This is a genomic window from Bradyrhizobium sp. HKCCYLRH1034 (genome assembly GCF_051168375.1).
In the GTDB taxonomy this organism is placed as follows: domain Bacteria; phylum Pseudomonadota; class Alphaproteobacteria; order Rhizobiales; family Xanthobacteraceae; genus Bradyrhizobium.
In genome coordinates, this window is sequence record NZ_JBNPUW010000003.1 from 157,634 (window position 1) to 182,073 (window position 24,440).

A 24,440-nucleotide genomic window follows, 5' to 3' on the forward strand; every position below is an offset into this window, starting at 1 on the left:
GGGCATTGATTAAGAATTTTGCGGTTGTCTGAGGCGGCCGGGCGCCGCGATATCGGCCAGATTTGCAGTCACCGCTCGCCGTGCCGGCACGAATACCTCGTAGTGATTCGATCGCCTCGGACGCAGCGGATTTCACGACATGAAGGTCAAGGCCTCCGACGCCGGGCTGATGAGCCTGTTCCTCGACATGATGGCCGCCGAGCAGGGCGCCGGTCAGAACACGCTGGACGCCTATCGCCGCGACCTCACCGATCTCTCCGAATTTCTCGGCGGCAAGGCCAACGGCTTCGCCACGGCCGACACCCAGGCCTTGCGCGACTATCTCGCCGATCTCGACACCAGGGGTTTCAAATCCTCCAGCGTGGCGCGGCGGCTGTCGGCGATGCGGCACCTGTTTCGCTTCCTGCTGAGCGAGCGCATCCGCAGCGACGATCCCGCCGCCATCCTGTCGGGCCCGAAACGCGGCCGGCCGCTGCCCAAGGTGCTGTCGATCGGCGATGTCGACCGCATGCTGACCCGCGCCAAGGAGCTCTCCGAGGTCGCCGACGCCTCGCCGTCGCAGCGGCTGCGGGCGCTGCGACTGTATTGCCTGCTCGAGGTGCTCTACGCCACCGGCCTGCGCGTCTCCGAGCTGGTGGCGCTGCCGCGCACCGCGGCGCGCAACGACGCCCGCATGATCGTGGTGCGCGGCAAGGGCAACAAGGAGCGGCTGGTGCCGCTGAACCAGGCCTCGCGCCAGGCGATGGCCGACTATCTCGCCGCCCTGGATGCGCTGAAGCCCGAGAAGAAGGCCAGCGCCACCTTCGGCAAATGGCTGTTTCCCTCGTTCGGCGAGAGCGGCCACCTCACCCGCCAGCACTTCGCCCGCGACCTCAAGGAGCTCGCGGTGGCGAGCGGCCTGCCGGCCCGGCTGGTGTCGCCGCACGTGCTGCGCCACGCCTTCGCCAGCCATCTGCTGCACAACGGCGCCGACCTGCGCATCGTCCAGACCCTGCTCGGCCACACCGACATCTCGACCACCCAGATCTACACCCACGTGGTCGAGGAGCGGCTCAAGAGCCTGGTGCGGGACCTGCACCCGCTGGCCGAGACCTGACCTCGCTTCACACCTTCCCGAAACCAAATCCGCCGGCGTGACGCCCGGCCGGCTTGACTTCGCGCCCGTCTGCCCCGAAAGAGCGCCATCCTGCCCGCGATCCCGGCGCGATGCCTGGAGGCTGGGCACCGATCGTACCCTAAGCTCCTGAAGTCCTTCGGCTTCAGGTCCGAAGGTCGAACCGATTTCGTCTCCCAGCGCTCTTCCTTCAGCTCTTCCATGCCGGATCCCATGCGCAGCTACCTCGATTTCGAAAAGCCCGTTGCCGAGCTCGATTCCAAGGTCGATGAACTCCGGGCGATGGCCGCCTCCGGCACCGACATCGGCGAGGAGGTCAGCCGGATCGAGGAGAAGGCCGGCCAGGCGCTGGCCGAGCTCTACGCCAATCTGACGCCCTGGCAGAAGACGATGGTCGCGCGCCACCCGCAGCGGCCGCATTTCACCGATTTCGTCAGCGGGCTGATCACCGAGTTCACGCCGCTGGCCGGTGACCGCAAGTTCGGCGAGGACGCCGCCTTGCTCGGCGGCTTCGGCCGCTTCCGCGGCGAGCCGATCTGCGTGATGGGCCAGGAAAAGGGCGCCACCACCGAATCCCGACTGAAGCACAATTTCGGCATGGCCCGCCCCGAGGGCTACCGCAAGGCGGTCCGGCTGATGGAGATGGCCGAGCGGTTCGGCATCCCGGTGCTGTCGCTGGTCGATTCCGCCGGCGCCTATCCCGGCCTCGGCGCCGAGGAGCGCGGCCAGGCCGAGGCCATCGCCCGCTCCACCGACGCCTGCCTGTCGCTCGGCGTGCCGAATGTCGCGATCATCACCGGCGAGGGCGGGTCGGGCGGCGCCATCGCCCTGACCACCGCCAACCGGGTGCTGATGCTGGAGCACGCGATCTACAGCGTGATCTCGCCGGAAGCCGCCTCTTCGATCCTGTGGCGCGACGGCACCAAGGCGCAGGAAGCCGCCAACAACATGAAGATTACCGCCCAGGACATGCTCCGCTTCCACGTGGTCGACACCGTCATCAAGGAGCCGGTCGGCGGCGCCCACCGCGACCCGGCGGCCATGATCGCGGCGACCGGCGAGGCCATCGCCTTGGCGTTCGACGAGCTGAAGGGCCTCGACGCCGACGCGATCCGCAAGCAGCGCCGGCAGAAGTTTATGGACATCGGCCGCAAGCTCGGCTGACCGGGCCGGAGCCGAGCTCCCGGCGCTCGCGGTTTTGTGAGTCTTTCCAGCCGTTTGGCCGCATTTCGGCCCCGCCGGCGGGGTCTGCTGTTTAGGAGTTGTTGACCAAAGCGGCCGGGGCCTTTCGGCATCGCCGGGGCGCGGGTTGCGAGGCTTGGGGTCAAAGGCTACAATTTTAATCAATGGTTTGACGGCATGACGCAGGGTCGACCCGTGATTTATCCAGCTTTCGGGCCGATCGCGTGAGATGAGACTGGGGTGTTGCGGCATGCCGGGTTTGCGGGGAGCTTTGCTTTGATCAACCGCGCTTTCGTCCGGGTTCTGATGACCTCGGCGGTGTTGGCCGCCGGCGCGCTGCTGACGGGTTGCAACAGCGATCAGGTCGCGCTCGCCACCAACGCCAAGGCCAACCAGCCGGTGCCGCCGAAGCTCGTCGCGACGATGGGCGAGAAGGACATGGATCTGCAGTCGCCGATCCTGGTCCGCGTGTTCAAGCAGGAAGCCGAGCTCGAGGTCTGGAAGCAGGACCGCTCGGGCAAGTTCGCGCTGCTCAAGACCTATCCGATCTGCCGCTGGTCCGGCGATCTCGGACCGAAGGTGCGCGAGGGCGACCGCCAGGCGCCGGAGGGCTTCTACTCGATCAATCCGAGTCAGATGAACCCGCAATCGGCCTACTATCTGTCCTTCAACACCGGCTATCCGAACGCGTTCGACAAGGCGCTCGGCCGCACCGGCTCGCAGCTGATGGTGCATGGCGACTGCTCCTCGCGCGGCTGCTTCGCGATGACCGACGAGCAGATCGCCGAGATCTATGCGCTCGGGCGCGAGTCCTTCTTCGGCGGCCAGCGCGCCTTCCAGTTCCAGGCCTATCCGTTCCGGATGACGCCGGTGAACATGGCCAGGCACCGCAACAATCCGAACATGCCGTTCTGGCGCATGATCAAGGAAGGCTACGACCATTTCGAGGTCACCCGGCAGGAGCCGAAGGTCGACTTCTGTGAGAAGAAATACGTCTTCGACGCCCAGAAGCCGCCGGGCGCGACGCATGATCCGGTGTTCGACGCCTCCGCCAAGTGCCCGGCCTACGTCGTGCCCGACGAGATCACCGCCGCCGTGCGCGACAAGCAGCAGGCGGACGAGGCGGAATATGCCAAGCTCGTCGCCAAGGGCACGCCGGTCGCCAAGCTCAACACCGGCATCGATGGCGGCATGAACCCCATCTTCGCCAGCCGCGTGCCAGGGGCCTCCACCGGCCTGTCCGATGCCGGCGAAGCGCCGGGCCTGTCGCTCGCCAATTTCACGCCGGCGCCAGGCACGATCCCCGGTCATGTCAACCCGCCGCGCGCGCCCGGCGCCGACGAGGTCGCCGCGATGCCGGCCGGTGCGGCTCCGGCTCCCGCAGTGGCGCCCTCCACCCGGGTGGCGGCCGTCAGTGCGCCGGAGAAGCCGAGCTTCATGTCGAGCCTCGCCCGCAAGGTCGGGATCGGCGGCAATGCCGCGGCCGACACCAAGGCTGCGACCGCGAAGCCCGAGAGCAAGACCGCGGAGGCCAGGCCCTCGGAGATCAAGCCCGCCGAGATCAAGCCTGCGCCCAAGCCGGTCGCGGCGAAGCCCGCCGAGACCCGGCAGGCCGCCGCGCGGCCGCCGTTCAAGCCCGCCGCCGGCGACGCGCCCGCCACCACGGCCTCGGCCCCCGCGCAGACCCAGACCGCGCTGGTCTCCGGCGCCGTGCCAGTGCTGCAGTCGAACTCGTTCGACAGCCGGTTCGCAGGATTCAAATAGTAAGCCGTCCATCGAGCGCCGCTTTTTTTGCGAGACACCGAGTCCGCCGGACGCTAGCCGCGCGCTCGGGTGCCACCCTCCCCTGGAGGGGGAGGGTGGCACCGCGTTTGTGGTGCCGTCGTGGTCAGCAATCTCAAACTGCATTTGGGGACGCGCGTCATTGTCCTCGCGACGCTCTTCGCGTCCGAGTGATGCATTGATCTCACCCTCTTCCGAAGCGAGGGTGCAGGGAAGGCCGGACCTCGACTGAGGCCCGTGGCCCGCCTGCGAAAAAATGCAGGCGGCAGGTACCACAGGTCCAGCCGGACGATCCGGCCCTCCCTGCGCGATAGTTTTAACGGCTGCTTCGCGATCTCCCTGGGGACCGGGCTGTCTTGCCCCCATCACCGGCGAGATGCGCGGGGCATCATCAGCCGGCTTGACCTCAGCATCGGGAGGTCAGGACCACGCGACTTGACCGTGCGAGCCGATGTTGTTCGTCCGCGCGAATGATCACGCTGCAAACCGGCCCGCCCATCACGTCCCGCACTCCACGCTTCGTGACGACCGCGCAGCGCCCCTCGTCGATGAGGCGGGACGGACGGAATAGATCACGAAATTCCGAAATTTGGAAGCGGCATATTTTTGCTGATGGGACTGGACAGCCCAAATCAGCTTGAACGCGCGGGCAAATTCAGTTTTTCCGCGCAGCGCGTTTCTCATCGCTGCGAGGCATGGACCCGCCCGCCGCACGCGGGATGCAGGACCGAATCGCCCGACGGGCAGAGGCGCCAGCGTCGGCGCCCAAGCCTTCATGGCCGGGCCGGCCGGTTGACGGCTGGAATATCATGTCATATTAAAAGTTACATGAGACCCAACAGCCAGTTGTCCGGCATCCTGCACGTCCTGCTCCACATGGCGGAGCACGACGGTCCGGTCACGTCCGAGGCCCTCGCAGCGATGATGCAGACCAATCCGGTCGTGATCCGCAGAATCATGGCGGGCCTCCGGGACAGCGGCTATGTGCGCTCCGAGAAAGGCCATGGCGGCGGCTGGACGCTCGCCTGCGATCTGGCGACCGTCACCCTGCGCGACGTCTACGATTCACTCGGGCGTCCATCGCTGTTCGCCATCGGCCATCGGAGCGAGACTCCCGACTGCCTCGTCGAGCAGGCGGTCAATGCGGCGCTCGACACCTCCATCCGGGCCGCCGAGACCTTGCTGCTGTCCCGTCTCGGCGCCATCACGCTGGCGGCGCTGAGCGCTGATTTCCACGACCGCCTCGAACGACGCAAGCGACCTCGCAAAGGAGACATTTGTCATGCCGGCTGACATTGCCGACGGCGCTCAGCAGTTCATCCGCGCGTTTTCCGATCCCGAATTCGTCGCGCGCTACACGGATGGTCCACGGCGCTTCGTGCCCGGTCTCGACGGGCTGCACCGGATGACGGCGGTCCTGCTGGCCGAGCGGGCGCCCGAACATGCGAGGGTGCTCGTGCTGGGCGCGGGCGGCGGGCTCGAGCTCACCGCGTTGGCGGAAGCGCAACCATCGTGGACCTTCGTCGGCGTCGATCCGGCGCCGCAGATGCTGCGACTCGCCGAACGCACGCTCGGCGCGCGGACGAGCCGGGTCGAACTGATCGAGGGCACCATCGACGATGCGCCGGCCGGCCCGTTCGACGCGGCGACATGCCTGCTGACGCTGCATTTTCTGCCAGCACCGGAACGGTTGCGGACAGTCCGCGCCGTGCACGACCGGCTCCACCCTGGAGCGCCTTTCGTGGTGGCCCATAGCTGCCTGCCCAACGAGCCCGTCGAGAGGTCGCTGTGGCTGAATCGGTACGCGGCCTATGCCGTTGCGTCCGGCACAGACCCCGAGCAGGCCAGGACGATGCACGCGACCGTCGATGCCAGCGTCAACATGCTGAGCCCAGCGGAGGATGAAGCCATCCTGCGTGACGGCGGCTTTCGCGATGCCCGTCCATTCTTCACAGCGCTGACCTGGCATGGCTGGATCGGCCACGCCTGAACCGCCGCTGAGCATCACCGATGCCCCCTGAACGAACGCGATCAGGGCCTGCTAATTAGTTGCCCGGCCTGCGCCGGCATCCACGCATGTCCCTCCCCGCGGCCCCCGAAGAGGTGGATGACGCGGCTTGCGGACAGGCTTCGCGCCGGAGCCGTGCCACGTCTCAGCCTGCGTGATGTCGCGCACGGAGCGCCGGGACGCGATCTGCGACAAACGGCGCGTCACCCGAGGCGAGGTGACGCAACCGAGAGGAGCAGGTCATGAGCTTTTGGGATGATATCGGAGATGCCGTCAGTTCCGCCGTGGACGACGTGAAGGACGTCGCGAAGGATGTGGCGGGTGCGGTCGGCGGTGCGGCGGGCGCCGTGGTCGATACGGTCGAGCACGTCGCCGGCGATGCGGCCCATGCCGTGGGCAGCGTGGTGCATGGCATCGGCGCGCTCGGCGGCGAGGCCATCCATACCGTGGGCGGCGTACTCGGCGCGATCGGGCACGGTGCCGAGGCTATCGGCGGCGGCCTGCTTCACACCGTAGGCGACGTCGCGTCGACCGTGGTCCATGTCGGCGGCGACGTCCTCCATACCGGGATCAACGTCGCCGGCGACGTGGCGTCCGGGGTCGGCCACCTGGTACATGGCGACATCGACGGCGTCATCAACGACGTCAAGCATATCGGCGGCGACATCGTCGACGGCGGGCTCAAGGTCGGTGGCGACGTGGCGCATGGCGCCCTCGACGTCGCCGGCGACCTCGCACACACCGCGGTCGGCCTCGGCGAGGCCGGGCTGGAGGCGGCCGGCGCAGTCGGCCACGGCGCGCTCGGCATGGCCGGCACCATCGTCGGAACGGCCGGCGAGGTCGGCATGGACGCGCTCGACGCTGCAGGCGCCGTGGTGAAGGGCGGCTTCGACGCCGGCGTAGCGGTGGCCGACGGCGCCATCGGCGTGGTCACCGACACGGCGTCGGCGGCGGGCCACCTGATCGGCGGACCGATCGGCGAGGCGATCTCCGGCATCGCCCACGGCGCCGATGCGGTCGGCACCGGCATCGTCGATGGCGTCGGCCATTTCGTCGGCGAGGGTCTCAACGGGCTGGCACAGACCGCCGGCGAGTTGAGCCACTCTCTGGGGCAGCAGCTCGACGCGATCGGCCACGACCTGGGCTCGCTGGTCAACGACCTCAGCCATGGCGATCTCGGCGCGGCGATCGGCGACGTCTTCAAGCTGGCCCAGGACGGCCTGCGCAGCGACGGCAGCATCCAGATCGCTCATGCGGGACAGGACGGCGGCAGCCATGGCGGGTTCTGGGACTCGATCGCGCAGGCGATCCATCAGTCCGCCGACAACGTCCAGGGCAGTCAGGGCCCCGGCTTCCCCGGCCCGTTGCACGGCGAGGGCTCGTCGCACAACCCGATCATCGTCGACAATTTCGGCGACCATGGCCATGCGGGCAACACCGGCATCGTACCGCCGAATTTCGACCACGCGCCGGTGGCCGTGCACGACGCGCCGCACGCCGACTACAGCCACATCGTCCAGATGGACGACGCGCATCACTTCGCGATGCATGGCTGAGGCAACGCCGCTCGGCCGGCAGGCATCCCGCCGTGATCGTCACGGCGGGATGTCGCGTCAGGATCGATCGGCGTCGTGCTGGACGATGGCCGGCGGTGCACCGGTGGCCTGCGCGCGATCTCGCGGCAGGGGATCGTTCATCGCCGAGAGCGCGCATAGCGCCAGCGAGCCCCAGACGGCGGCGCTGAAATACAGCGACATCCAGGCGATCTCTTCCTTCCAGTGCTCGAACTCGTGGGTGACGGTCCAACGCGTGGCGGAGTCGCGCAGACCGGCGAGCGGATGCAGGAGTGGCGTGCCGGCGGCGCGCTCGATGCGCCAGCGCTTCACATACATCGGGACGTCGATCACGACCAGGAAGGCGAGATAGCAGGCGATGCCGACGAGGCCCGCGATCAGAAGGCCGCGCACCAGGCCGTCGAACTCCGGCAGCAGCCGGCCGAGGCCGATGCCGACGAACAGGAAGGCCACCGCCCACAGCGAGTTCTCGATCGCGTTGTAGAGGAAATTCCGGGTGACGACGGCGTACCAGGAACAGATCTCCGCGACGACGATCAGCGGCACGATGATGCGGGCCATGTTAACCGCGGTCTCGGCATCGGCGATCGCGCCGAGCTGCGCGAGGATGATGGCCCACTGCGCCGCGAAGGCGATCTCGGCGATGGTCGCGACGGTGCGGCCGATGAACACGCTCGACAGCCAGCTGTCGACCAGGCAGATGCGCTGCACGTCGGCGCGCGGCAGCACCGAGCGGAAGGCGCAGCCGAACACATAGGCCGCCGACAGCGCCAGCATCGAACTGGTCTGGGACGCCTGACCCGACGAACTGCTGCCGCCGTTGAGCTGCCGGTACAGGATGAACCAGAACACGATGTTGGCGAGGCTGACGAGCGTCAGCATCGCCCACCACAGGGCGACCGGGTTCGACAGGGCTCGCGACTGCGCACGCATCCGGGCACTCCAAATTTCATGTGAACGACATCGGATCGTATTAATTCCGTCATGCAGCGGCAACCCATTCCGGCCACGGAGGATCGCAAAAGGCCGTGTGCCGGCGAGCCCTGCGGCCTGCACTGGGAGTTTCGTCACGATGTCCCGAGTTCCCTGCAGCGCGGCGGCCCTTGCGCCTCGATGGTCGGATTCCAAACCCCTTGCATGGATCGGCACGGGCGGAGGTGCTGCCCGCGTTGACGCTTCGCTAACCGCGAATCGCGCGTGCCAAAACCGGTCCCGCCGCGGACCGTAGCTCGGCTGAGCGAGGGTACATTGCCGATGTTGACGATCCTGTCCTGCCTGCCCGCCGATCATGATCTGCGCTACGTCGCCGCCGCACTGCTCGTCTGCGTGCTCGGCTCGATTCTGTCCATGCGGCTGCTCGCGCGGGTCCGTCGCAACGCCGGCCTCCGCCGCTTCCATCTGCTGTTTCTGGCCGGACTCGTGGCCGGTGGCACGGTCTGGACCACGCACTTCGCCGCGGTCCTCGGCTACGACACGCCAGGATACCGCTCGTTCGAGCCGGCGATGACCTTCGCCTCGCTCGGACTGGCGGTGGCCTTTGCGTGGCTCGGCTTCTTCATCACGACACGCACCCAGCGCGGCCCGCTGATCGAGGCCGGCGGCGCGGTGTTCGGCTTCGGCATCGCCGCCATGCATTACAGCGGCATGAGCGCGCTCAAGCTCGACGGCGTGCTGACCTGGAACGTGCCGATGGTGTGGCTCTCGATCGCGCTTGCAACGGTGTTCGGTGCCGTTGCCGCCAACCGCATCGCGCGGCCGGTCACCCGCTTCTGCAAATATGGCAGCTCGCTCGCGATGGTGCTTGCGATCCTGAGCCTGCACTTCACCGGCATGCTCGCGTTGACCCTGGCACCCATGGCGGCCAGCAGCGCGCCGGTGCAGTCGCTGTCGGACAGCCTGATGCTGGTCACGGTCGTCACCGGCATCGGCCTGATCATGGCGATGGCCGCCTCGGCCTACATGATCGACATGCAGGCGACGCAGGAAGCGGTCGAAGGCTATCGGCAATTGGCGCTGCAGGACCCGCTGACCGGCCTGCCGAACCGCAGCGGCCTCGGCCAGCGGCTCGCGCCGCTGCTCACCGAGGGCGACGAGACCGCGCATCTGGCGGTGCTCGCGATCGACCTCGATCGCTTCAAGGACGTCAACGACGCGCACGGCCATGCCGCGGGCGATGCGGTGCTGACGGTGATCGCACAGCGTATTGCATCGACGCTGCAGCCGGGCGAGTTCCTGGCGCGAATCGGCGGCGACGAGTTCGTCGCCGTCAAGAGCGAGATCTTCGCGTGCACCGAGGCGGCGAAGTTCGCCGAGCGGATGCGCGCGCTGGTACTGGCGCCCGTCGAGTGGGAGGAGCGCAGCCTCTCGGTCGGCTGCAGTATCGGCATCGCGCTGCATCCCGACCACGGCCTGACCTCGGACGAGCTTCTCACCCGCGCCGATCTCGCGATGTACCGCGCCAAGAGTCTCGGCCAGGGCAAGATCTGCACCTATGAGCCGTCGATGGACGAGGCCAGCCGGCGCCGCGCCGAGCTCGCGATCGACCTCAAGCGCGCGCTGGTGCGCAACGAGTTCGAGCTGCACTACCAAGTTCAGAACGACACGCAGAGCGGCGGCATCGTCGGCTTCGAGGCGCTGCTGCGGTGGAACCATCCGGTGAAGGGCCGCGTGCCGCCGAACGATTTCATTCCGATGGCCGAACAAACGGGGCTGATCGTCGACATCGGCGACTGGGTGCTGCGCACCGCCTGCGCCACCGCCGCGACCTGGAGCCGGCCGTTCAAGGTCGCCGTCAACGTCGCGCCGATGCAGCTCAACCACGACCTGCCGAAGCGCGTCGCCGAGGTGCTGCGCGAGACTGGATTGGCGCCGGAGCGGCTGGAGATCGAGCTGACCGAGACCGGTATCATCGCCGACCGCCAGCATGCGCTGCAGGTGATGCAGGCCTTGAAGGCGATCGGCGTCACCGTGGCGATGGACGATTTCGGCACCGGCTATTCGTCGCTGTCGACCCTGCAGGTGTTTCCATTCGACAAGATCAAGGTCGACAAGAGCTTCATCCAGTCGGTCGAGACCAGCGTGCACGCCGCGGCGATCGTCAAGGCGACCCTGCTGCTCGGGCGCAGCCTCAACATCCCGGTGCTCGCCGAAGGCGTCGAGACCGAACAGCATCTCGCCTTCCTGCGCGAGGAAGGCTGCAGCAGCGTACAGGGCTTCCTGTTCGGCAAGCCGATGCCGCAGGAGGCGATCAGCCGGATGATTCGTGAGGTCGGAGGTACGCCGGCGGCTGCCGTCGACGTACAGGCCAAGAAGGCTGCGGCCGCGTGAGGGCAGATCTTGTCATCGTGATTGCCTTGCGGCTGAACTGAACAGGCGGCCGCGAATGTGATGGCTCACCCTCCCCTGGAGGGGGAGGGTGACCGCGGCACGCAGCCCGGCCGAGCTCGGCGCAGCGTTACTCAGAACGTGCGGATGATCTTGAAGTCCAGCCCGTCGGCCGCGGCGAGATGCATCGCCATGTCGGCGCGGCCCTGCCGGATCGTCACCTCGCCGCGCGCGCCGGAATAGACGATGTTGCGGCCGGCGGCAGCGAGCGGTCGCAGGGACAGCGAGCCGGCGCGCTCGGCCGCCGCCTTGAGAAAGCGCAGGCCCTCGTAGTTCGACTGGCCGACCGATCCGACCGGCGGCGCATCGGCGCCGAACATCGCGGTGTAGCGGCTCATGAACGCGTCATTGGCCTTGGAGCCGATGCAACAGAAATAGCCGGAGGCCGAATACAGGTTCTCGGTGTTGTCGGCGCCGATGCCGAGCAGCACCGTTTCGTCCACCGCGCCGGCGAGACGCAGGGTGGTCGCGGCGAGGCCCGACTCGCCGAAGGCGCGATTGAAGGTAATGCTGTCGGTGCCGATCAGCGAGATCAGCACGACGTCGGGCCTGGCGGCGCGGATCCGCGCCAGATGCGCCTCGTGATCATCCTCGCCCACCGGCACGAACTCCTCGCCGACCACCTGGCCGCCGGCCTCGGTGATGAAGGTCTTGGTCTGGAGGTGCGACTGCCACGGCCAGACATAGTCGCTGCCGATCAGATACCAGCGCCGGGCGCGCTTGTTCTCCGCCAGCCAGTGGATGGCGGGGCGCGTCTGGCTGTGCGGCGTCTCGCCGATCGCCATCACGCCGGGCGTGCGCTCGCCGCCTTCATAGACCGGCGTATACACATAGGGGATGCGTCCGCGGGTGAGCCGGCGCAGCGCCAGCCTCACCGCGCTGATATGCGAGCCCATGACCACGTCGATGTCGTCGAATTCGAGCGCGTCCCTGGCGCGCTCGGCCACCTCGTCCGCCGGCCCGCCGGAATCGTAGAACGACAACTCGATCTCGCGCCCGAGAATGCCACCGTGGCGGTTGATGTCGGACACCGCGAGCAACGCGCTATTGGTCGCGGCCGGGCCCCAGATGCCGGGTGACCCGGAGAAGGTGAGGAAGTTGCCGATGCGCAGCCTGTTCTGGGAGCCGCGCCGCTGGATACGGTCAGGATCGAAGGGGGCGAGTGCAGGAAGGCCGGCCCGCCGGGGCGGGCTCCTGAACAGCAGGGATGGCGGCAGACGGAGACGCCCGGCCGTGACAGATCCTGTCGAGAGCACACCCACTCCTTGGCCGCAACCGTGCCTGGCCCATTGTGGGCCGGCGGTCATACGCCGTCAAAATCAGCACGCGTTCGGCAAATATCCTATTCGAAAATGTTGAATGTTCAAGAATTGGGATGCATATAGATCGGGCAGCTACTGCCGGACATTCATTCAAGTCGGGACCGCAAGCGAAGTTCACCGTGGCCAAACCGCCCCATCCCAACAGCCCCCTCACCGAACATCTCGCCTACCTGCTCGCGCAGGCCAACCGGGAGATCAACCGGCAGCTGGAGTCACGCCTGAGCACCGAGGGCGTGCCCGTCGAGCAGTGGCGCATCCTCAAGGTGCTCTCCGACGGCGAGGGGCACTCGATGGGCGATCTCGCCGACGCGGTCCTGCTGAACCACCCGACCCTGACCAAGATGATCGACCGCATGGTCTCCGACTCGCTGGTCTACCGCCGCCAGGACGCCCACGACCGGCGCAAGGTGCTGATGTTCATCAGCGATCATGGCAAGGCGCTATGCAAGCGGCTGAACTCGCTGGCCGCCAGCCAGGAGGCGCACATCCTGGAGAACTACGGCGACAAGGCCACCGGCGAGCTGAAGCGGCTCTTGGAAAATCTGATCGACGCGGCGAGCTGAGGCACGCTGCGCGGCCGACATCAGGGCTAAGCTCTATCCTCCCGTCATTGCGAGCGCAGCGAAGCAATCCAGAGCCCCGCCCACCACCCTGGATTGCTTCGCTGCGCTCGCAATGACGCGGAAATCGGAGCGGTCTTCGCGTCGCATCAAGACGACTTGACCACGCCTCGTCTCCTCGCCTGCGGCAAATCGGGCGGTCCGCCCGGCAACGCCGGGATAGACGCAAGACGAATCCTCCCTCATCCTGTCCTGTGACGATCGCGACGAACGGGCCGCATAGAGCCCGCGCGCAGTCGCCGGCCGCAATCGACCGGACGAGGACACGACACAGGGAGGACAGGCCATGGGCATTCACCTGCTCGATCGCGCCATCGGCAGCGATTATCCGACATTCGCAAGCACCGCTGACATCCGCGCCGTCGAGCAGACGCCGTATGGCGAACGGATCGCCGCGCAGAGCACCTATGAGGCGTTGAAGTGCGGCGCCTCGGTCAACCCGGATGCGCCGGCGATCCAGTTTCTGCCCAACGCCGATCCGGCCGACACGCCGGTCGTGATCTCCTATCGCGACTTCATCGCCCGGGTGACGCAGGCGGCGAACATGTTTCATGCGCTCGGCGTCGGCCCCGACGACGTCGTCAGCTTCATGCTGCCTTTGGTGCCCGACGCCTTCGTCACGCTGTTCGGCGCCGAGGCCGCCGGCATCGCCAACCCGGTCAATCCGCTGCTCGAGCCGCACCAGATCGCCGAGATTCTCGATGCCGCCAGGACCAAGGTGCTGGTGGCGCTCGGCCCCCTGCCCGGCACCGACATCTGGCAGAAGGTCGAGAAGGTGCGCGGCGGCCTCAAGCACCTCAAGGCGATCGTGCAGGTGCATGGCGGCGGCGGGGACCCCGCCAACGGCATTCACGCGTTCAATGACCTGATCGGAGCGCAGCCGAGCGACCATCTCGTCAGCGGCCGGCAGATCAAGGCCAGCGACACCGCCGCCTATTTCCACACCGGCGGCACGACCGGCACGCCGAAGCTGGTGCGCCATAGCCATGGCAACCAAGTCTATCAGGCCTGGGGGATCAACCTGGTCCTGAAGGCCAAGCCCGGCGGCACCTTGCTGTTCGGCATGCCGCTATTCCATGTCGGGGGATCGCTGACCCAGGCGCTGCAGACGCTGTCGGCGGGCGGGTCCCTCGTCGTGCTGTCGGGCGCCGGCTGGCGCAATCCGAATGCGGTGCGCAACATCTGGGGTCTGGTGCAGCGCTTCAAGCCGGAGACGCTGTCGAGCGTGCCGACGGTGCTGGCGGCGACGCTCGCGGTGCCGCAAGGCGCCGCCGACATCTCCAGTCTGCGCTATGCCGCGGGCGGCGGCTCGGCGATTCCGGTCGCCGTGGGGCAGGCGATCATGGACAAGCTCAAGCTGCCGGTGATCGAGGTCTACGGCATGACCGAGACCGCGAGCGTGCACACCATGGCCTATCCGGACCAGCCGATCCGGCTCGGCTCGGTCGGCCTGCCGCTGCCTTACGCGAAGGTGCGGATCGTCAAGCTCGATGCCGACGGGCGCTATGAGCGCGACTGCGCAACGGATGAGATCGGCGTCGTCATCATGGCCGGGCCCGGCGTGTTCTCCGGCTATCTCGACGACGCCCACAACAAGGGCGCCTTCGTCCAGGGACATTGGGTCAATTCCGGCGATCTCGGCCGGCTCGATGCCGACGGCTTCCTGTGGATCACTGGCCGCGCCAAGGACCTCGTGATCCGCGGCGGCCACAACATCGATCCGGCGCCGATCGAGGAGATCCTGTTCCAGCATCCGGCCGTGGGCTTCGCCGCGGTGGTCGGTCAGCCCGACGCCTATGCGGGCGAGCTGCCGATCGGCTATGTGCAGCTCAAGCCCGGCGCGAGCGTGCAACCGGGCGAGCTGGAGGACTGGGTGCGCGCCCGCACTCCGGAGCGCGCCGCGGTGCCGGTGCAGATCATCCCGATCGATCCGATGCCGGTGACCGGCGTCGGCAAGGTGTTCAAGCCGCAACTGCGCTGGGACGCCGCGACGCGGGTGTTCGCCAAGGTGTTGTCGCAACTGACCGACCGCGGCATCGATTGCAGCGTCAAGGTCGGCCCGCACGGCAGCCACGGCAGCATCGCCACGGTGACGTTGCGCAACGTGCCGGCGGAAAGCCGCGAGGCGATCGCAAACGAGGTGCATACGCTGCTCGCGCCGTTCGTGATCCGGCACGAGGTGGTGATGGAGTGAGCTGCCCCGAGTCGCCAGCAAAGTTCCCGTATTTTTGCGGCATGTTGCTGGCGGACAACATACAGAACTACCATCAGGTGCTACCACCTCAGCGCGAATGTGCTGAGGTGTCTTGGAATGCTCAAGGTTCTGCTGACTTCAACGGCGATCGCTTTGTCCGGTGCAGCGGCGGCTGCTGCCGATCTGCCGATCACGGCCAAAGCTCCAATTCCGGTCAGGTTCAGCTGGACCGGTTGCTACATCGGCGGTCACGTCGGAGGAGTCGTCAGCACCGACACCACGATCAACGATTTGGGAGCCGTCAGAGACTACAGCGGGGCCGGCGTTGTTGGCGGCGGCCAAATCGGTTGCGATTATCAGTTCGCACCGGCCTGGGTGATCGGCGCCGAGGCCCGCGCTGCCTGGAGCAGCCTGCGAACCAGCCATGGCGGCACGGTCCGAAATCGCATCACCGGTGTGATTCGCCCGTCGCAGTTCATCACGACGAACGATTTCCTGGGCTCTGCAACGGCCCGGCTCGGCTATGTCTACGCCGAACGCTGGCTGGTCTATGCCCGCGGCGGCGCGGCCTGGACGCGCGAGCGCAACGAGGATCCGTTCATCCTTCCGTCTGGAGTCGCCGTCGATCCGAGCACGACCTCAATGCGAACCGGATGGACGGCGGGCGCAGGTGTGGAGTGGGCCTTTGCCCCGCACTGGTCCGTGAATGCCGAGTACAACTATTACGATTTCGGCAAAAGCGGCATCGTAATGACCAACACGGTGCCGGTCGTCAACATCACGGGCTTCGAGGTCAAGGACCGCATTCACGCCGCGACCCTCGGCGTCAACTATCGGTTCTGAGACGCGCTCTACCTCTCCGGGCGTTGAAGGCAACGGACAGGCCTCCGCCGTTCATTGCTAGTTTGGTCCGGTTGCTGATGCGACGGGCAAGGCGATGCCCTTCTCCGCCAAGGCCTTGCGCAACAGATCCGGCCGATCGGAAATGATGCCATCGACGCCGGTGTCGATCAGCCGCGCCATGTCCTCCAGCTTGTTCACGGTCCAGACCACGACCTGCAGCCCGAGCGCATGCGCTTCGGCGACCAACTCCGGCGTGACGTCGGCGAAATAGGGCGACCACACCTTGCCCCCGGCCGCTTTGATCGTGCGCGGCAGCGAGCCGCCGTGATCGGCAGAATTGAAGCCGGCGGTCCAGCGGGTGGCCGCGGTCAACGACACCGTCGGCGCCTTGCCCCGCTGCAGTGACAAATAGACGGTTGGAATCCGAGGTGCGCGTTGCTGTACCAACTGCAGGGTGCGCCAGTCGAACGACTGGATCATGACGCGATCCGCGAACTGCTCAGCATCGATCAGGCCGAGCAGCAGGCTGACGAACCGCGCCGGGTCAGGCGCTTCGTTGGGAAACGCCGGATCGAGCTTGGTCTCGATGTTGAGACGCACATGGTCGTCTCCGGAGCGCCTGACGAGATCGAACACCTGCTTCAGGGGCGGAATGCGCGGCGACACGTCGCCCGCGAGCGGCTGCTGCTCCGGAAACTGCCTGGCATAGTCGCTGCCGGGGCGAATCCGGCCGACATCGTAGGACTGCACCTCGGCCAGCGGCAGGTCGATCAGCAGCGGTCCGGGCGGCGCGACGTAGTTGCCGGAAGCGTCGCGGGCGAGATCGGGATTGAGCCGCCGCTCGTGCGAGACGACCAGCACGCCGTCGGCCGTGGCGCCGACATCGAGCTCCAGCGTATCGACGCCCAACGCGAGCGCTGCGGCGAAGGCCTGCAGCGTGTTCTCCGGATGCAGTGCCCGCCCGCCGCGATGAGCCTCGACGTCGAAGGCTGTCGCGGGACTCGCCAGACCGGCCAGCAACAGGGCCGCACAGAGGGAGAGAGTTGGACGGTGCATGGCACCAGCCTACCATGACGGCGCGGATTGCCCATTCCCCTTGTTTCGGCTGGCCTTCTGAATTAGGCCTTTGCCACAGACCGGCGGATAACGCTGGCCACGGATGGATCGAGGGAGGCGATCCGCGCGCTGCACGCGTCGTGCCAGCATCCCTATCGACCCTCCTTTCGAGCTTTGTTTCCCGAGTTCAGGCGCGACGGACCCATGCCCATGACCGACCTTCCTGTCATCATCGCCGGCGGCGGCATCGGCGGCCTCGCGACCGCACTCACCCTGCAGCAGATCGGCGTGCCCTGCGTGGTCTACGAGAGCGTGCGCGAGATGCGGCCGCTCGGGGTCGGCATCAACCTGCAGCCCAATGCCGTGCGCGAGCTGTATGATCTGGGCATTGGCGCCGACGATCTCGATCAGGTCGGCGTGCCCGCGAAGGAATGGGCGCTGGTCGGGCTGAACGGCAACGACATCTATTCCGAGCCGCGCGGGCTGCTTGCCGGCTACAATTGGCCGCAATATGCGGTTCACCGCGGCAAGCTGCACATGCTGCTGTACAGCCGGCTGGTGCAGCGGGCTGGCGCTGATTGCGTACGGCTCGGCAGCCGCGTCAGCGGCTATGAGAAGAACGCGGACGGCACGGTGACGGCGCGCATCGAGCACGCCGATGGCTCGCGATCCGAGCAGCGCGGACGGCTGCTGATCGGCGCCGACGGCATTCATTCGGCGGTGCGCGCGCAGATGCACCCCACGCAACCACCGATCCATTGGGGCGGCGCAGTGATGTGGCGCGGCGTCACCTGGGCGAAGCCGATGCGCACCGGCTCGTCCTTCGTCGGGCTGGGTACTCACCGCCATCGCGTCGTGGTCTATCCGATCTCGCATCCCGACCCGAAGACGGGGCTGGCGCTGATCAACTGGATCGCGGAAGTGACGATGGACAACACCGAGGGCTGGAAGCAGACCGGCTGGTTCCGCCAGGTCCCGGTGCAGGAGTTTGCGCATCACTTCGCCGGCTGGACCTATGACTGGCTCGACGTGCCCGCGCTGATCGCCGGCGCCGATGGCGCCTATGAGAACCCTATGATCGACCGCGATCCGGTCTCGACCTGGGTCGATGGCCCGGTCGCGCTGATGGGCGACGCCGCGCATGCGATGTACCCGACCGGCTCCAATGGCGCGAGCCAGGCGATCGTCGACGCCCGCGTGCTCGGCACCTGCCTGCTGGCGCACGGCGTGACGCCGGCGGCGCTCGCCGCCTATGACGAGAAACTGTGCGGCCCGATTTCGGCTGTCATCCTGCGCAACCGCGGCGCCGGCCCGTTCGGCCTGCTCAATCTGGTCGACGAGCGCTGCGGCGGGACCTTCACCAATATTGACGAGGTCATCCCACCGGCCGAGCGCGACGCGTTCATGGCCGGCTACAAGAAGGCGGCAGGGTTTGCCATCGAGCAGCTCAATGCCGCGCCGCGGACCATTGCCGAGGGGGCGACGGTCGCGAGCCTGTCAACAACCTGAGATTTGCCTTCGCGGCGATCTGACCCCGTGCATATGAGCGAGTCACCTCCACAGCCGCGAGGCGTGATCGCAATGCTGCGACGACTGGGCCGACTGTCCCTCGCCCTCGCACTCCTGATGCACTCGGGGCACGCCGGCCTTGCCGCCGGCTGCCGCAACACAGCGGCAACGTCGCGGCTCGTGGGCCCGATGATCATGGCCGGCTTCTTCGGGACCAAGGCATCGGATGCCGGATTTCAGCAGATTCTGTCCGATCTCGAGGAGGGGCTGATCGGCGGTGTCGTGATCCTCGGCCGCAATGTCGGAACGTCAGATGATCTCGCCGCGATGATCGATCGACTCCGGTCCTGCAAATGCGCGGCTCCTCCGTTCATCGCCATCGACGATGAAGGCGGAACGGTCGAGCGGCTCGGATCGAATGTCGGCCTTGCGGAAACGCCGTCGGCCGCGGAGATCGCCCGCGGCTCCGTCCCGGCGGCGCGCCGCGCTTACGCGGCACTCGCCGAGAAGCTCGCGACGCTGCACATCAACATGAATCTCGCGCCGGTGGTCGATCTCAACACCAACCCGTCGAACCCGATCATCGGTCAGCGGCAACGCAGCTATGGCCGCGACGCCGACACGGTGGCGCGCTACGCGGCAGCCTTCATCCGGGCGCACCGAAGGCAGGGCATCCTGACGGTGCTCAAGCATTTCCCGGGGCATGGATCGTCCACCGCCGACAGCCACGCCGGCATCGCCGACGTCACGACCACCTGGTCATCGGCGGAGCTGAAGCCGTACAGGCGCCTGATTCGGCGGGGGATGGCCGAGGCGATCATGGTCGGCCATCTCGCCAATACCCGCCGCTGGGGCGGTGTCGCAACGCAGAATGGCGCGCACGCGATCGACCGTCTTCTGCGCCGCGAGCTCGGCTATGACGGCGTGGTCATGACGGATGACCTCGCCATGAAGGCCATTCTCGACGCCAAGCCGCCGGCCACCGCCGCCATCGATGCCGTCAAGGCAGGCGCCGATATCATCATGTTCACCAAGCTGAGCGACGAGGACCAGACGTCCGACGTCGGCCGCGAGATCAACAGCGCGTTGACAGCAGCCGCTTGCTCACGTGAGCTCCCGTTGGATCTGGTCAAACGGTCGTATGCCCGTGTTCGTGGACTAAAGGCGATGAGCATCCAGCGAGATCGAAGCGGGGGGAGTCATTAACTTGTGTCTAAGCGCCAGATTTTTGTTGATCTGCTTAGCGGTATGTGCGTGGTCGGCCGCTGTATGCTCAGTACATGCGCGGCCTATCGAGAGCGATGCTTGGAAACGCTGCCAATCGTCGGATGCCGACCAGCGGATATCCGGCTGCAGCGAAGTAGTCTCTCAAGGTAGAAGTCCTAAGTCTCGGCTTGCCGACGCTTTGGACGGGCGCTGCTGGGCATACCACGTCAAGGGACTGTATGAACTGGCCGTTGCAGACTGCAGGGCAAGCATATCGCTTCGACCGAACTATTCGTACTCCTACAACAATCTGTCCTCGGCTTTCCTGGGATTGAAGAATTTTGGGGAAGCTGCCAACGCCGCGAGGAAGGCTATCGAGCTAAAGCCTCGGTTCTTTTGGTCCCATCTAAATCTGGCCCGATCACTCGCTGGGCTCGGTGAGCTCGATCGAGCCAGAGCGGAATACCAAATAGCTCTCGCTATTGAACCGAGCAGCTCAGAAGCCACCGAAGAGCTGAGAATTCTTTCAGCTCAGACAGCAGAAAAGTTAAATCAACCTTCTTCTTCTGAAACCTCTACGAGGCCTTCCGGTGGCGCCTCTCTACCTATTTGGTCTAAACCCAGCCGTCGGGTTGCCCTCGTGATCGGCAACTCGAAATACAGTTCCGTTCCGGAGCTTCCAAATCCTGTGAGAGACACGGACCTCATTTCACAAACGCTGAAGTCTATCGGGTTTGACGAGGTAATCGCAGGAAAGAACCTGTCGCGCGATGCTTTACACAAGTTGTTGTTGGAGTTCTCGAAGAAGTCTTCGGAGGCCGACTGGTCGGTCATCTACTACTCGGGACATGGCATCGAAGTGGGTGGCGCCGACTACATGATCCCCGTCGACGCTCACCTCGAATCTGACAGAGATGTAGATTTTGAGACCGTTCCACTCTCCTTGGCAATCTCTGCTGCGGACGGTGCAAGGAAGCTGCGCATGGTGATCATGGATGCCTGTCGCAGCAATCCGTTTCTGAGTCAGATGAAACGGACCATCGCCACCCGCTCGTTAGGGCGCGGCTTGGCTGCCGTCGAGCCGGAGCCGGGATCGCTAGTTATATTTTCGGCAAAGCACGGAGAGACTGCCCTCGACGGAGATGGCTCCAACAGCCCGTTTGCGATAGCGCTCGCAAGCCGGCTGAAAGTCGCCGGTCTTGAGGTCCGTCGCTTGTTTGATCTCGTGCGAGACGATGTGCTCCTAGCGACCAATCGCCGGCAACAGCCGTTCTCTTATGGCTCGCTCTCAGGTAACGAAGACTATTTCTTTGTTGCCAAATGAACTGACTGAATCAAGGGCAGTTTCGGAACTCGACGGCTCTTAAATCTAGCTCGATCGGCGGAGCGACATTCGGGTCTTTCCACCCATCCGTCGCTTCGCTCCTTTCACGCGAGCACGTCGAATGTTACTGCCCGGCCCGCGCTTACGCGTAGCGGCCGTGGCAGTGCTTGTACTTCTTGCCGGAGCCGCAGGGGCAGTCCTCGTTGCGGCCAATCTTGCCCCAGGTCGAGGGATCGTTCGGGTTGCGCGCTTCGGCCGGGACCGGGGCGGCGCCCGAAGAGGGCACGAGTGACACGTTGGCGAAGGCCATCTCGTCCTCGCCGGTGCTGGGATCGGCGTGGTGCGCCTGCATCGGCGGCAGCACCGGCTGCTGCTCCTCCGGTGGCACGATCTCGACCCGCATCAGCTGCGCGGTGACGGCCTCGCGCAGATGCGCGATCATCGCCTCGAACAGCGTGAAGGCTTCCGACTTGTACTCCTGCAGCGGATCGCGCTGGCCGTAGCCGCGCAGGCCGATGACCTGGCGCAAATGGTCGAGCATCACCAGGTGCTCGCGCCAGAGGTGGTCGAGCGTCTGCAGCAGGATGGTCTTCTCGACGTAGCGCATCACGTCGGGGCCCCATTGCGCGACCTTGGCGGCCATGCGCTCGTCGGCGTGGGTCTCGATGCGCTTGAGCAACTCCTCGTCGGCGATGCCCTCTTCCTTCGCCCATTCGTCGACCGGCAGGTCGATGTCGAGCACGCGCTTCAGCTCTTCTTTCAGGCCGGCGACGTCCCACTGCTCGGCATAGGCGTGCTCGGGAACGTGCTTGGCGACGAGATCGTCGATGAAGGCGTGACGCATGTCGGTGATCGTCTCGACCACGCTCTCGTCCTGCATCAGCTCGACGCGCTGGTCGAAGATCACCTTGCGCTGGTCGTTCTGGACGTTGTCGAACTTCAGGAGGTTCTTGCGGATGTCGAAGTTGCGCGCCTCGACCTTCTGCTGCGCCTTCTCCAGCGCCTTGTTGATCCAGGGATGGATGATGGCCTCGCCTTCCTTCAGGCCGAGCCGGGTCAGCATGCTGTCAAGCCGGTCGGAGCCGAAGATGCGCATCAGGTCGTCTTCCAGCGACAGGAAGAATTTCGACCGGCCGGGGTCGCCCTGACGGCCGGAGCGGCCGCGCAGCTGGTTGTCGATGCGGCGGGATTCGTGGCGCTCGGAGCCGATGATGTAGAGGCCGCCGGGCTTGGTCACGGTCTTGGCCGGCTTGGAGCCCTTGGCGGGCTCGATCTCGACCGTCTCCTCGGCCTTCAGCACGATCTCGCGGAAGCGGGCGATGTCGGCCTTGATCTGTTCGATCTTGGCGGCCTTCTCGGCCTCGTCGGTGATCCCGGCGGTCTCCTGCTGCAGGCGCATCTCGAGCGAGCCGCCGAGCTTGATGTCGGTGCCGCGGCCGGCCATGTTGGTCGCGATCGTGATCGCGCCGGGCACGCCGGCTTCGGCCACGATATAGGCTTCCTGCTCGTGGAAGCGCGCATTGAGCACCGCGAACAGTTTCGCGGGCTTGCCGGCGCGGGCCGCCGCATAGAGCTTGTCGAGCGCGCGCTCGCTGCCGAAATCGATCTGCTTGTAGCCATGCTGCTTGAGATAGGCGGCCAGCACCTCGGACTTCTCGATCGAGGCGGTGCCGACCAGCACCGGCTGCAGGCGCGAATTCGCCCGCTCGATCTCGGCGAGGATCGCGGCGTATTTCTCCTGCTGGGTGCGATAGACCTCGTCGTCCTCGTCGAGACGCGCGACCGGCAGGTTGGTCGGGATCTCCAGCACCTCGAGCTTGTAGATGTCGAACAGCTCGTCGGCCTCGGTGGCCGCCGTGCCGGTCATGCCGGCGAGCTTCTCGTACATCCGGAAGTAGTTCTGGAAGGTGATCGAGGCCAGCGTCTGGTTCTCGGGCTGCACCGGCTGGTGCTCCTTGGCCTCGAGCGCCTGGTGCAGGCCTTCCGAATAGCGCCGGCCCGGCATCATGCGGCCGGTGAATTCGTCGATGATCACGACCTCGCCGTCGCGGACGATGTAGTCCTTGTCGCGGGTGAACAGCGTGTGCGCGCGCAGCGCCTGGTTGATGTGGTGCACGACGGAGACGTTCTCGACGTCGTAGAGCGACTCGCCCTTGAGTTGGCCGGCATCGCGCAGCAGGGTCTCGATCTTCTCCATGCCGGCTTCGGTGAGCGTCACCGTGCGCTGCTTCTCGTCGACCTCGTAGTCGGTCTTGTCGAGCTTCGGCACGAAGGTGTCGATGGTGTTGTAGAACTCCGAGCGATCGTCGAGCGGGCCGGAGATGATCAGCGGCGTGCGCGCTTCATCGATGAGAATGGAGTCCACCTCGTCGACGATGGCGAAGAAGTGCCCGCGCTGGACCATGTCCTCCAGCCGGTACTTCATGTTGTCGCGCAGATAGTCGAAGCCGTATTCGTTGTTGGTGCCGTAGGTGATGTCGCAGGCATAGGCCGCCTTGCGCTCGGCATCGTCGAGGCCGTGCACGATCACACCCGTGGTCAGGCCGAGGAAGCCGTAGATCTGGCTCATCCAGCCGGCGTCGCGGCGGGCGAGGTAGTCGTTCACCGTCACGACGTGGACGCCCTTGCCGGCGAGCGCGTTGAGGTAGACCGCGAGGGTCGCCACCAGCGTCTTGCCTTCGCCGGTCTTCATCTCGGCGATGTCGCCCTCGTGCAGCACCATGCCGCCGATCAGCTGGACGTCGAAATGGCGCTGGCCGAGGGTGCGCTTGGAGGCCTCGCGGACGGTGGCGAAGGCCGGGACCAGGATGTCGTCGAGCGTCTTGCCGTCGGCGAGCTGCTTCTTGAACTCCTCGGTGCGAGCCTTGAGCTGCTCGTCGGTCAGCTTGGCGAGCTCCGGCTCCAGCGCATTGATGGCATTGACACGGGACTGGTAACCCTTGACGCGACGGTCGTTGGCGGAGCCGAATAGCTTACGGGCGAGCGCGCCGATCATTGCTGAAATCCTGCCTCTATGGGTCTGCGTTGCAGCCGTAACTCATGGTTTGGGTTTGCTGTTCCCGACGTGATGCACCGCAGCACCCGCGCCAGCCTCGACCTTCGGCGCCGGGCGGCGTCCGCCAGATGAGTGGGAGACAGGCAAACCAGGGTTCAACGGCCAAAAACGCAGCAAAATAAGCGCCATCGCCCTTGAAGCGACCGGGCAGAGATATGGCTGGGGGGGAACGTTGTCAACGGCGCCCGACAGCGGGGCCGTCGTTGCCAACCTGTCGCCGATTTCACGAAATTGACAGACTTTTCGCGTTGCCAAGGCACGGCGATT

Annotated in this window: 17 protein-coding genes; 13 read left to right on the top strand and 4 right to left on the bottom strand. The window is 66.1% G+C overall.

The features are described from left to right. The first annotated feature begins 139 nt into the window (after nt 1-139). The 6 genes from xerD to ACQR0W_RS07860 all read left to right on the top strand — a co-directional run bounded on the left by xerD (nt 140) and on the right by ACQR0W_RS07860 (nt 7,642). Entirely contained in the window at nt 140-1,096 is a 957-nt protein-coding gene (gene xerD, locus ACQR0W_RS07835) for a site-specific tyrosine recombinase XerD (protein WP_316166245.1), read from the top strand. 219 nt (nt 1,097-1,315) lie between these two features. Beyond that, nucleotides 1,316-2,278 carry an acetyl-CoA carboxylase carboxyltransferase subunit alpha gene (locus ACQR0W_RS07840; protein ID WP_316170983.1) on the top strand — a complete coding sequence of 321 codons (963 nt, stop codon included), beginning with the start codon at nt 1,316-1,318 and terminating at the stop codon, nt 2,276-2,278. Nucleotides 2,279-2,572: 294 nt separating this feature from the next. Continuing rightward, nucleotides 2,573-4,060 (top strand): L,D-transpeptidase family protein, encoded by a 1,488-nt coding sequence (locus ACQR0W_RS07845; RefSeq protein ID WP_316170984.1) that lies wholly within the window; start codon nt 2,573-2,575, stop codon nt 4,058-4,060. A gap of 846 nt (nt 4,061-4,906) precedes the next feature. Continuing rightward, nucleotides 4,907-5,371, top strand: coding sequence for an Rrf2 family transcriptional regulator (locus tag ACQR0W_RS07850; protein ID WP_315735202.1), 465 nt, complete (start codon nt 4,907-4,909; stop codon nt 5,369-5,371). Further along, entirely contained in the window at nt 5,361-6,068 is a 708-nt protein-coding gene (locus ACQR0W_RS07855) for a class I SAM-dependent methyltransferase (protein ID WP_434840662.1), read from the top strand. The genes ACQR0W_RS07850 and ACQR0W_RS07855 overlap by 11 nt, the downstream gene beginning before the upstream one ends. Nucleotides 6,069-6,328: 260 nt before the next feature. Further along, on the top strand, nt 6,329-7,642 hold the full coding sequence (locus ACQR0W_RS07860) for a hypothetical protein (RefSeq protein ID WP_316170986.1): 1,314 nt from the start codon (nt 6,329-6,331) through the stop codon (nt 7,640-7,642). A gap of 57 nt (nt 7,643-7,699) precedes the next feature. Here the strand turns inward: ACQR0W_RS07860 and ACQR0W_RS07865 are convergent, their stop codons facing one another. Further along, a complete protein-coding gene (locus tag ACQR0W_RS07865; protein WP_315715215.1) occupies nt 7,700-8,593 on the bottom strand; it encodes a hypothetical protein in 894 nt (297 codons plus the stop codon). A 321-nt stretch (nt 8,594-8,914) separates the two neighbouring features. Here ACQR0W_RS07865 and ACQR0W_RS07870 point away from each other — a divergent pair, with 321 nt between their 5' ends. Next, nucleotides 8,915-10,987: a putative bifunctional diguanylate cyclase/phosphodiesterase gene (locus ACQR0W_RS07870; protein ID WP_316170987.1), complete on the top strand. Its 2,073-nt coding sequence runs from the start codon at nt 8,915-8,917 to the stop codon at nt 10,985-10,987. Nucleotides 10,988-11,118: 131 nt separating this feature from the next. On the opposite strand, the gene ACQR0W_RS07875 is transcribed toward ACQR0W_RS07870, so the two are convergent. Next, nucleotides 11,119-12,300 (bottom strand): substrate-binding domain-containing protein, encoded by a 1,182-nt coding sequence (locus ACQR0W_RS07875; protein ID WP_316170988.1) that lies wholly within the window; start codon nt 12,298-12,300, stop codon nt 11,119-11,121. 185 nt (nt 12,301-12,485) lie between these two features. On the opposite strand from ACQR0W_RS07875, the gene ACQR0W_RS07880 reads away from it, so the two are divergent. The 3 genes from ACQR0W_RS07880 to ACQR0W_RS07890 all read left to right on the top strand — a co-directional run bounded on the left by ACQR0W_RS07880 (nt 12,486) and on the right by ACQR0W_RS07890 (nt 16,023). Continuing rightward, nucleotides 12,486-12,929: a MarR family winged helix-turn-helix transcriptional regulator gene (locus tag ACQR0W_RS07880; RefSeq protein ID WP_315715212.1), complete on the top strand. Its 444-nt coding sequence runs from the start codon at nt 12,486-12,488 to the stop codon at nt 12,927-12,929. Between the two features lie 343 nt (nt 12,930-13,272). Then, a complete protein-coding gene (locus ACQR0W_RS07885; RefSeq protein ID WP_316170989.1) occupies nt 13,273-15,180 on the top strand; it encodes an acyl-CoA synthetase in 1,908 nt (635 codons plus the stop codon). Nucleotides 15,181-15,297: 117 nt separating this feature from the next. Then, nucleotides 15,298-16,023, top strand: coding sequence for an outer membrane protein (locus ACQR0W_RS07890; protein WP_316170990.1), 726 nt, complete (start codon nt 15,298-15,300; stop codon nt 16,021-16,023). Nucleotides 16,024-16,080: 57 nt separating this feature from the next. Here the strand turns inward: ACQR0W_RS07890 and ACQR0W_RS07895 are convergent, their stop codons facing one another. Then, complete coding sequence (locus ACQR0W_RS07895) at nt 16,081-17,079, bottom strand: glycerophosphodiester phosphodiesterase (protein WP_316170991.1); 999 nt, start codon at nt 17,077-17,079, stop codon at nt 16,081-16,083. A gap of 210 nt (nt 17,080-17,289) precedes the next feature. Here ACQR0W_RS07895 and ACQR0W_RS07900 point away from each other — a divergent pair, with 210 nt between their 5' ends. The 3 genes from ACQR0W_RS07900 to ACQR0W_RS07910 all read left to right on the top strand — a co-directional run bounded on the left by ACQR0W_RS07900 (nt 17,290) and on the right by ACQR0W_RS07910 (nt 21,118). Then, nucleotides 17,290-18,588 carry a flavin-dependent oxidoreductase gene (locus ACQR0W_RS07900; protein ID WP_316170992.1) on the top strand — a complete coding sequence of 433 codons (1,299 nt, stop codon included), beginning with the start codon at nt 17,290-17,292 and terminating at the stop codon, nt 18,586-18,588. Nucleotides 18,589-18,660: 72 nt separating this feature from the next. After that, complete coding sequence (locus ACQR0W_RS07905) at nt 18,661-19,794, top strand: glycoside hydrolase family 3 N-terminal domain-containing protein (RefSeq protein ID WP_315715207.1); 1,134 nt, start codon at nt 18,661-18,663, stop codon at nt 19,792-19,794. Between the two features lie 199 nt (nt 19,795-19,993). Further along, nucleotides 19,994-21,118, top strand: a complete 1,125-nt coding sequence (locus tag ACQR0W_RS07910) for a caspase family protein (protein ID WP_316203125.1) — start codon at nt 19,994-19,996, stop codon at nt 21,116-21,118. 142 nt (nt 21,119-21,260) lie between these two features. Here the strand turns inward: ACQR0W_RS07910 and secA are convergent, their stop codons facing one another. After that, nucleotides 21,261-24,113, bottom strand: a complete 2,853-nt coding sequence (gene secA / locus ACQR0W_RS07915; protein WP_315751945.1) for a preprotein translocase subunit SecA — start codon at nt 24,111-24,113, stop codon at nt 21,261-21,263. Between the last annotated feature and the right edge of the window lie 327 nt (nt 24,114-24,440).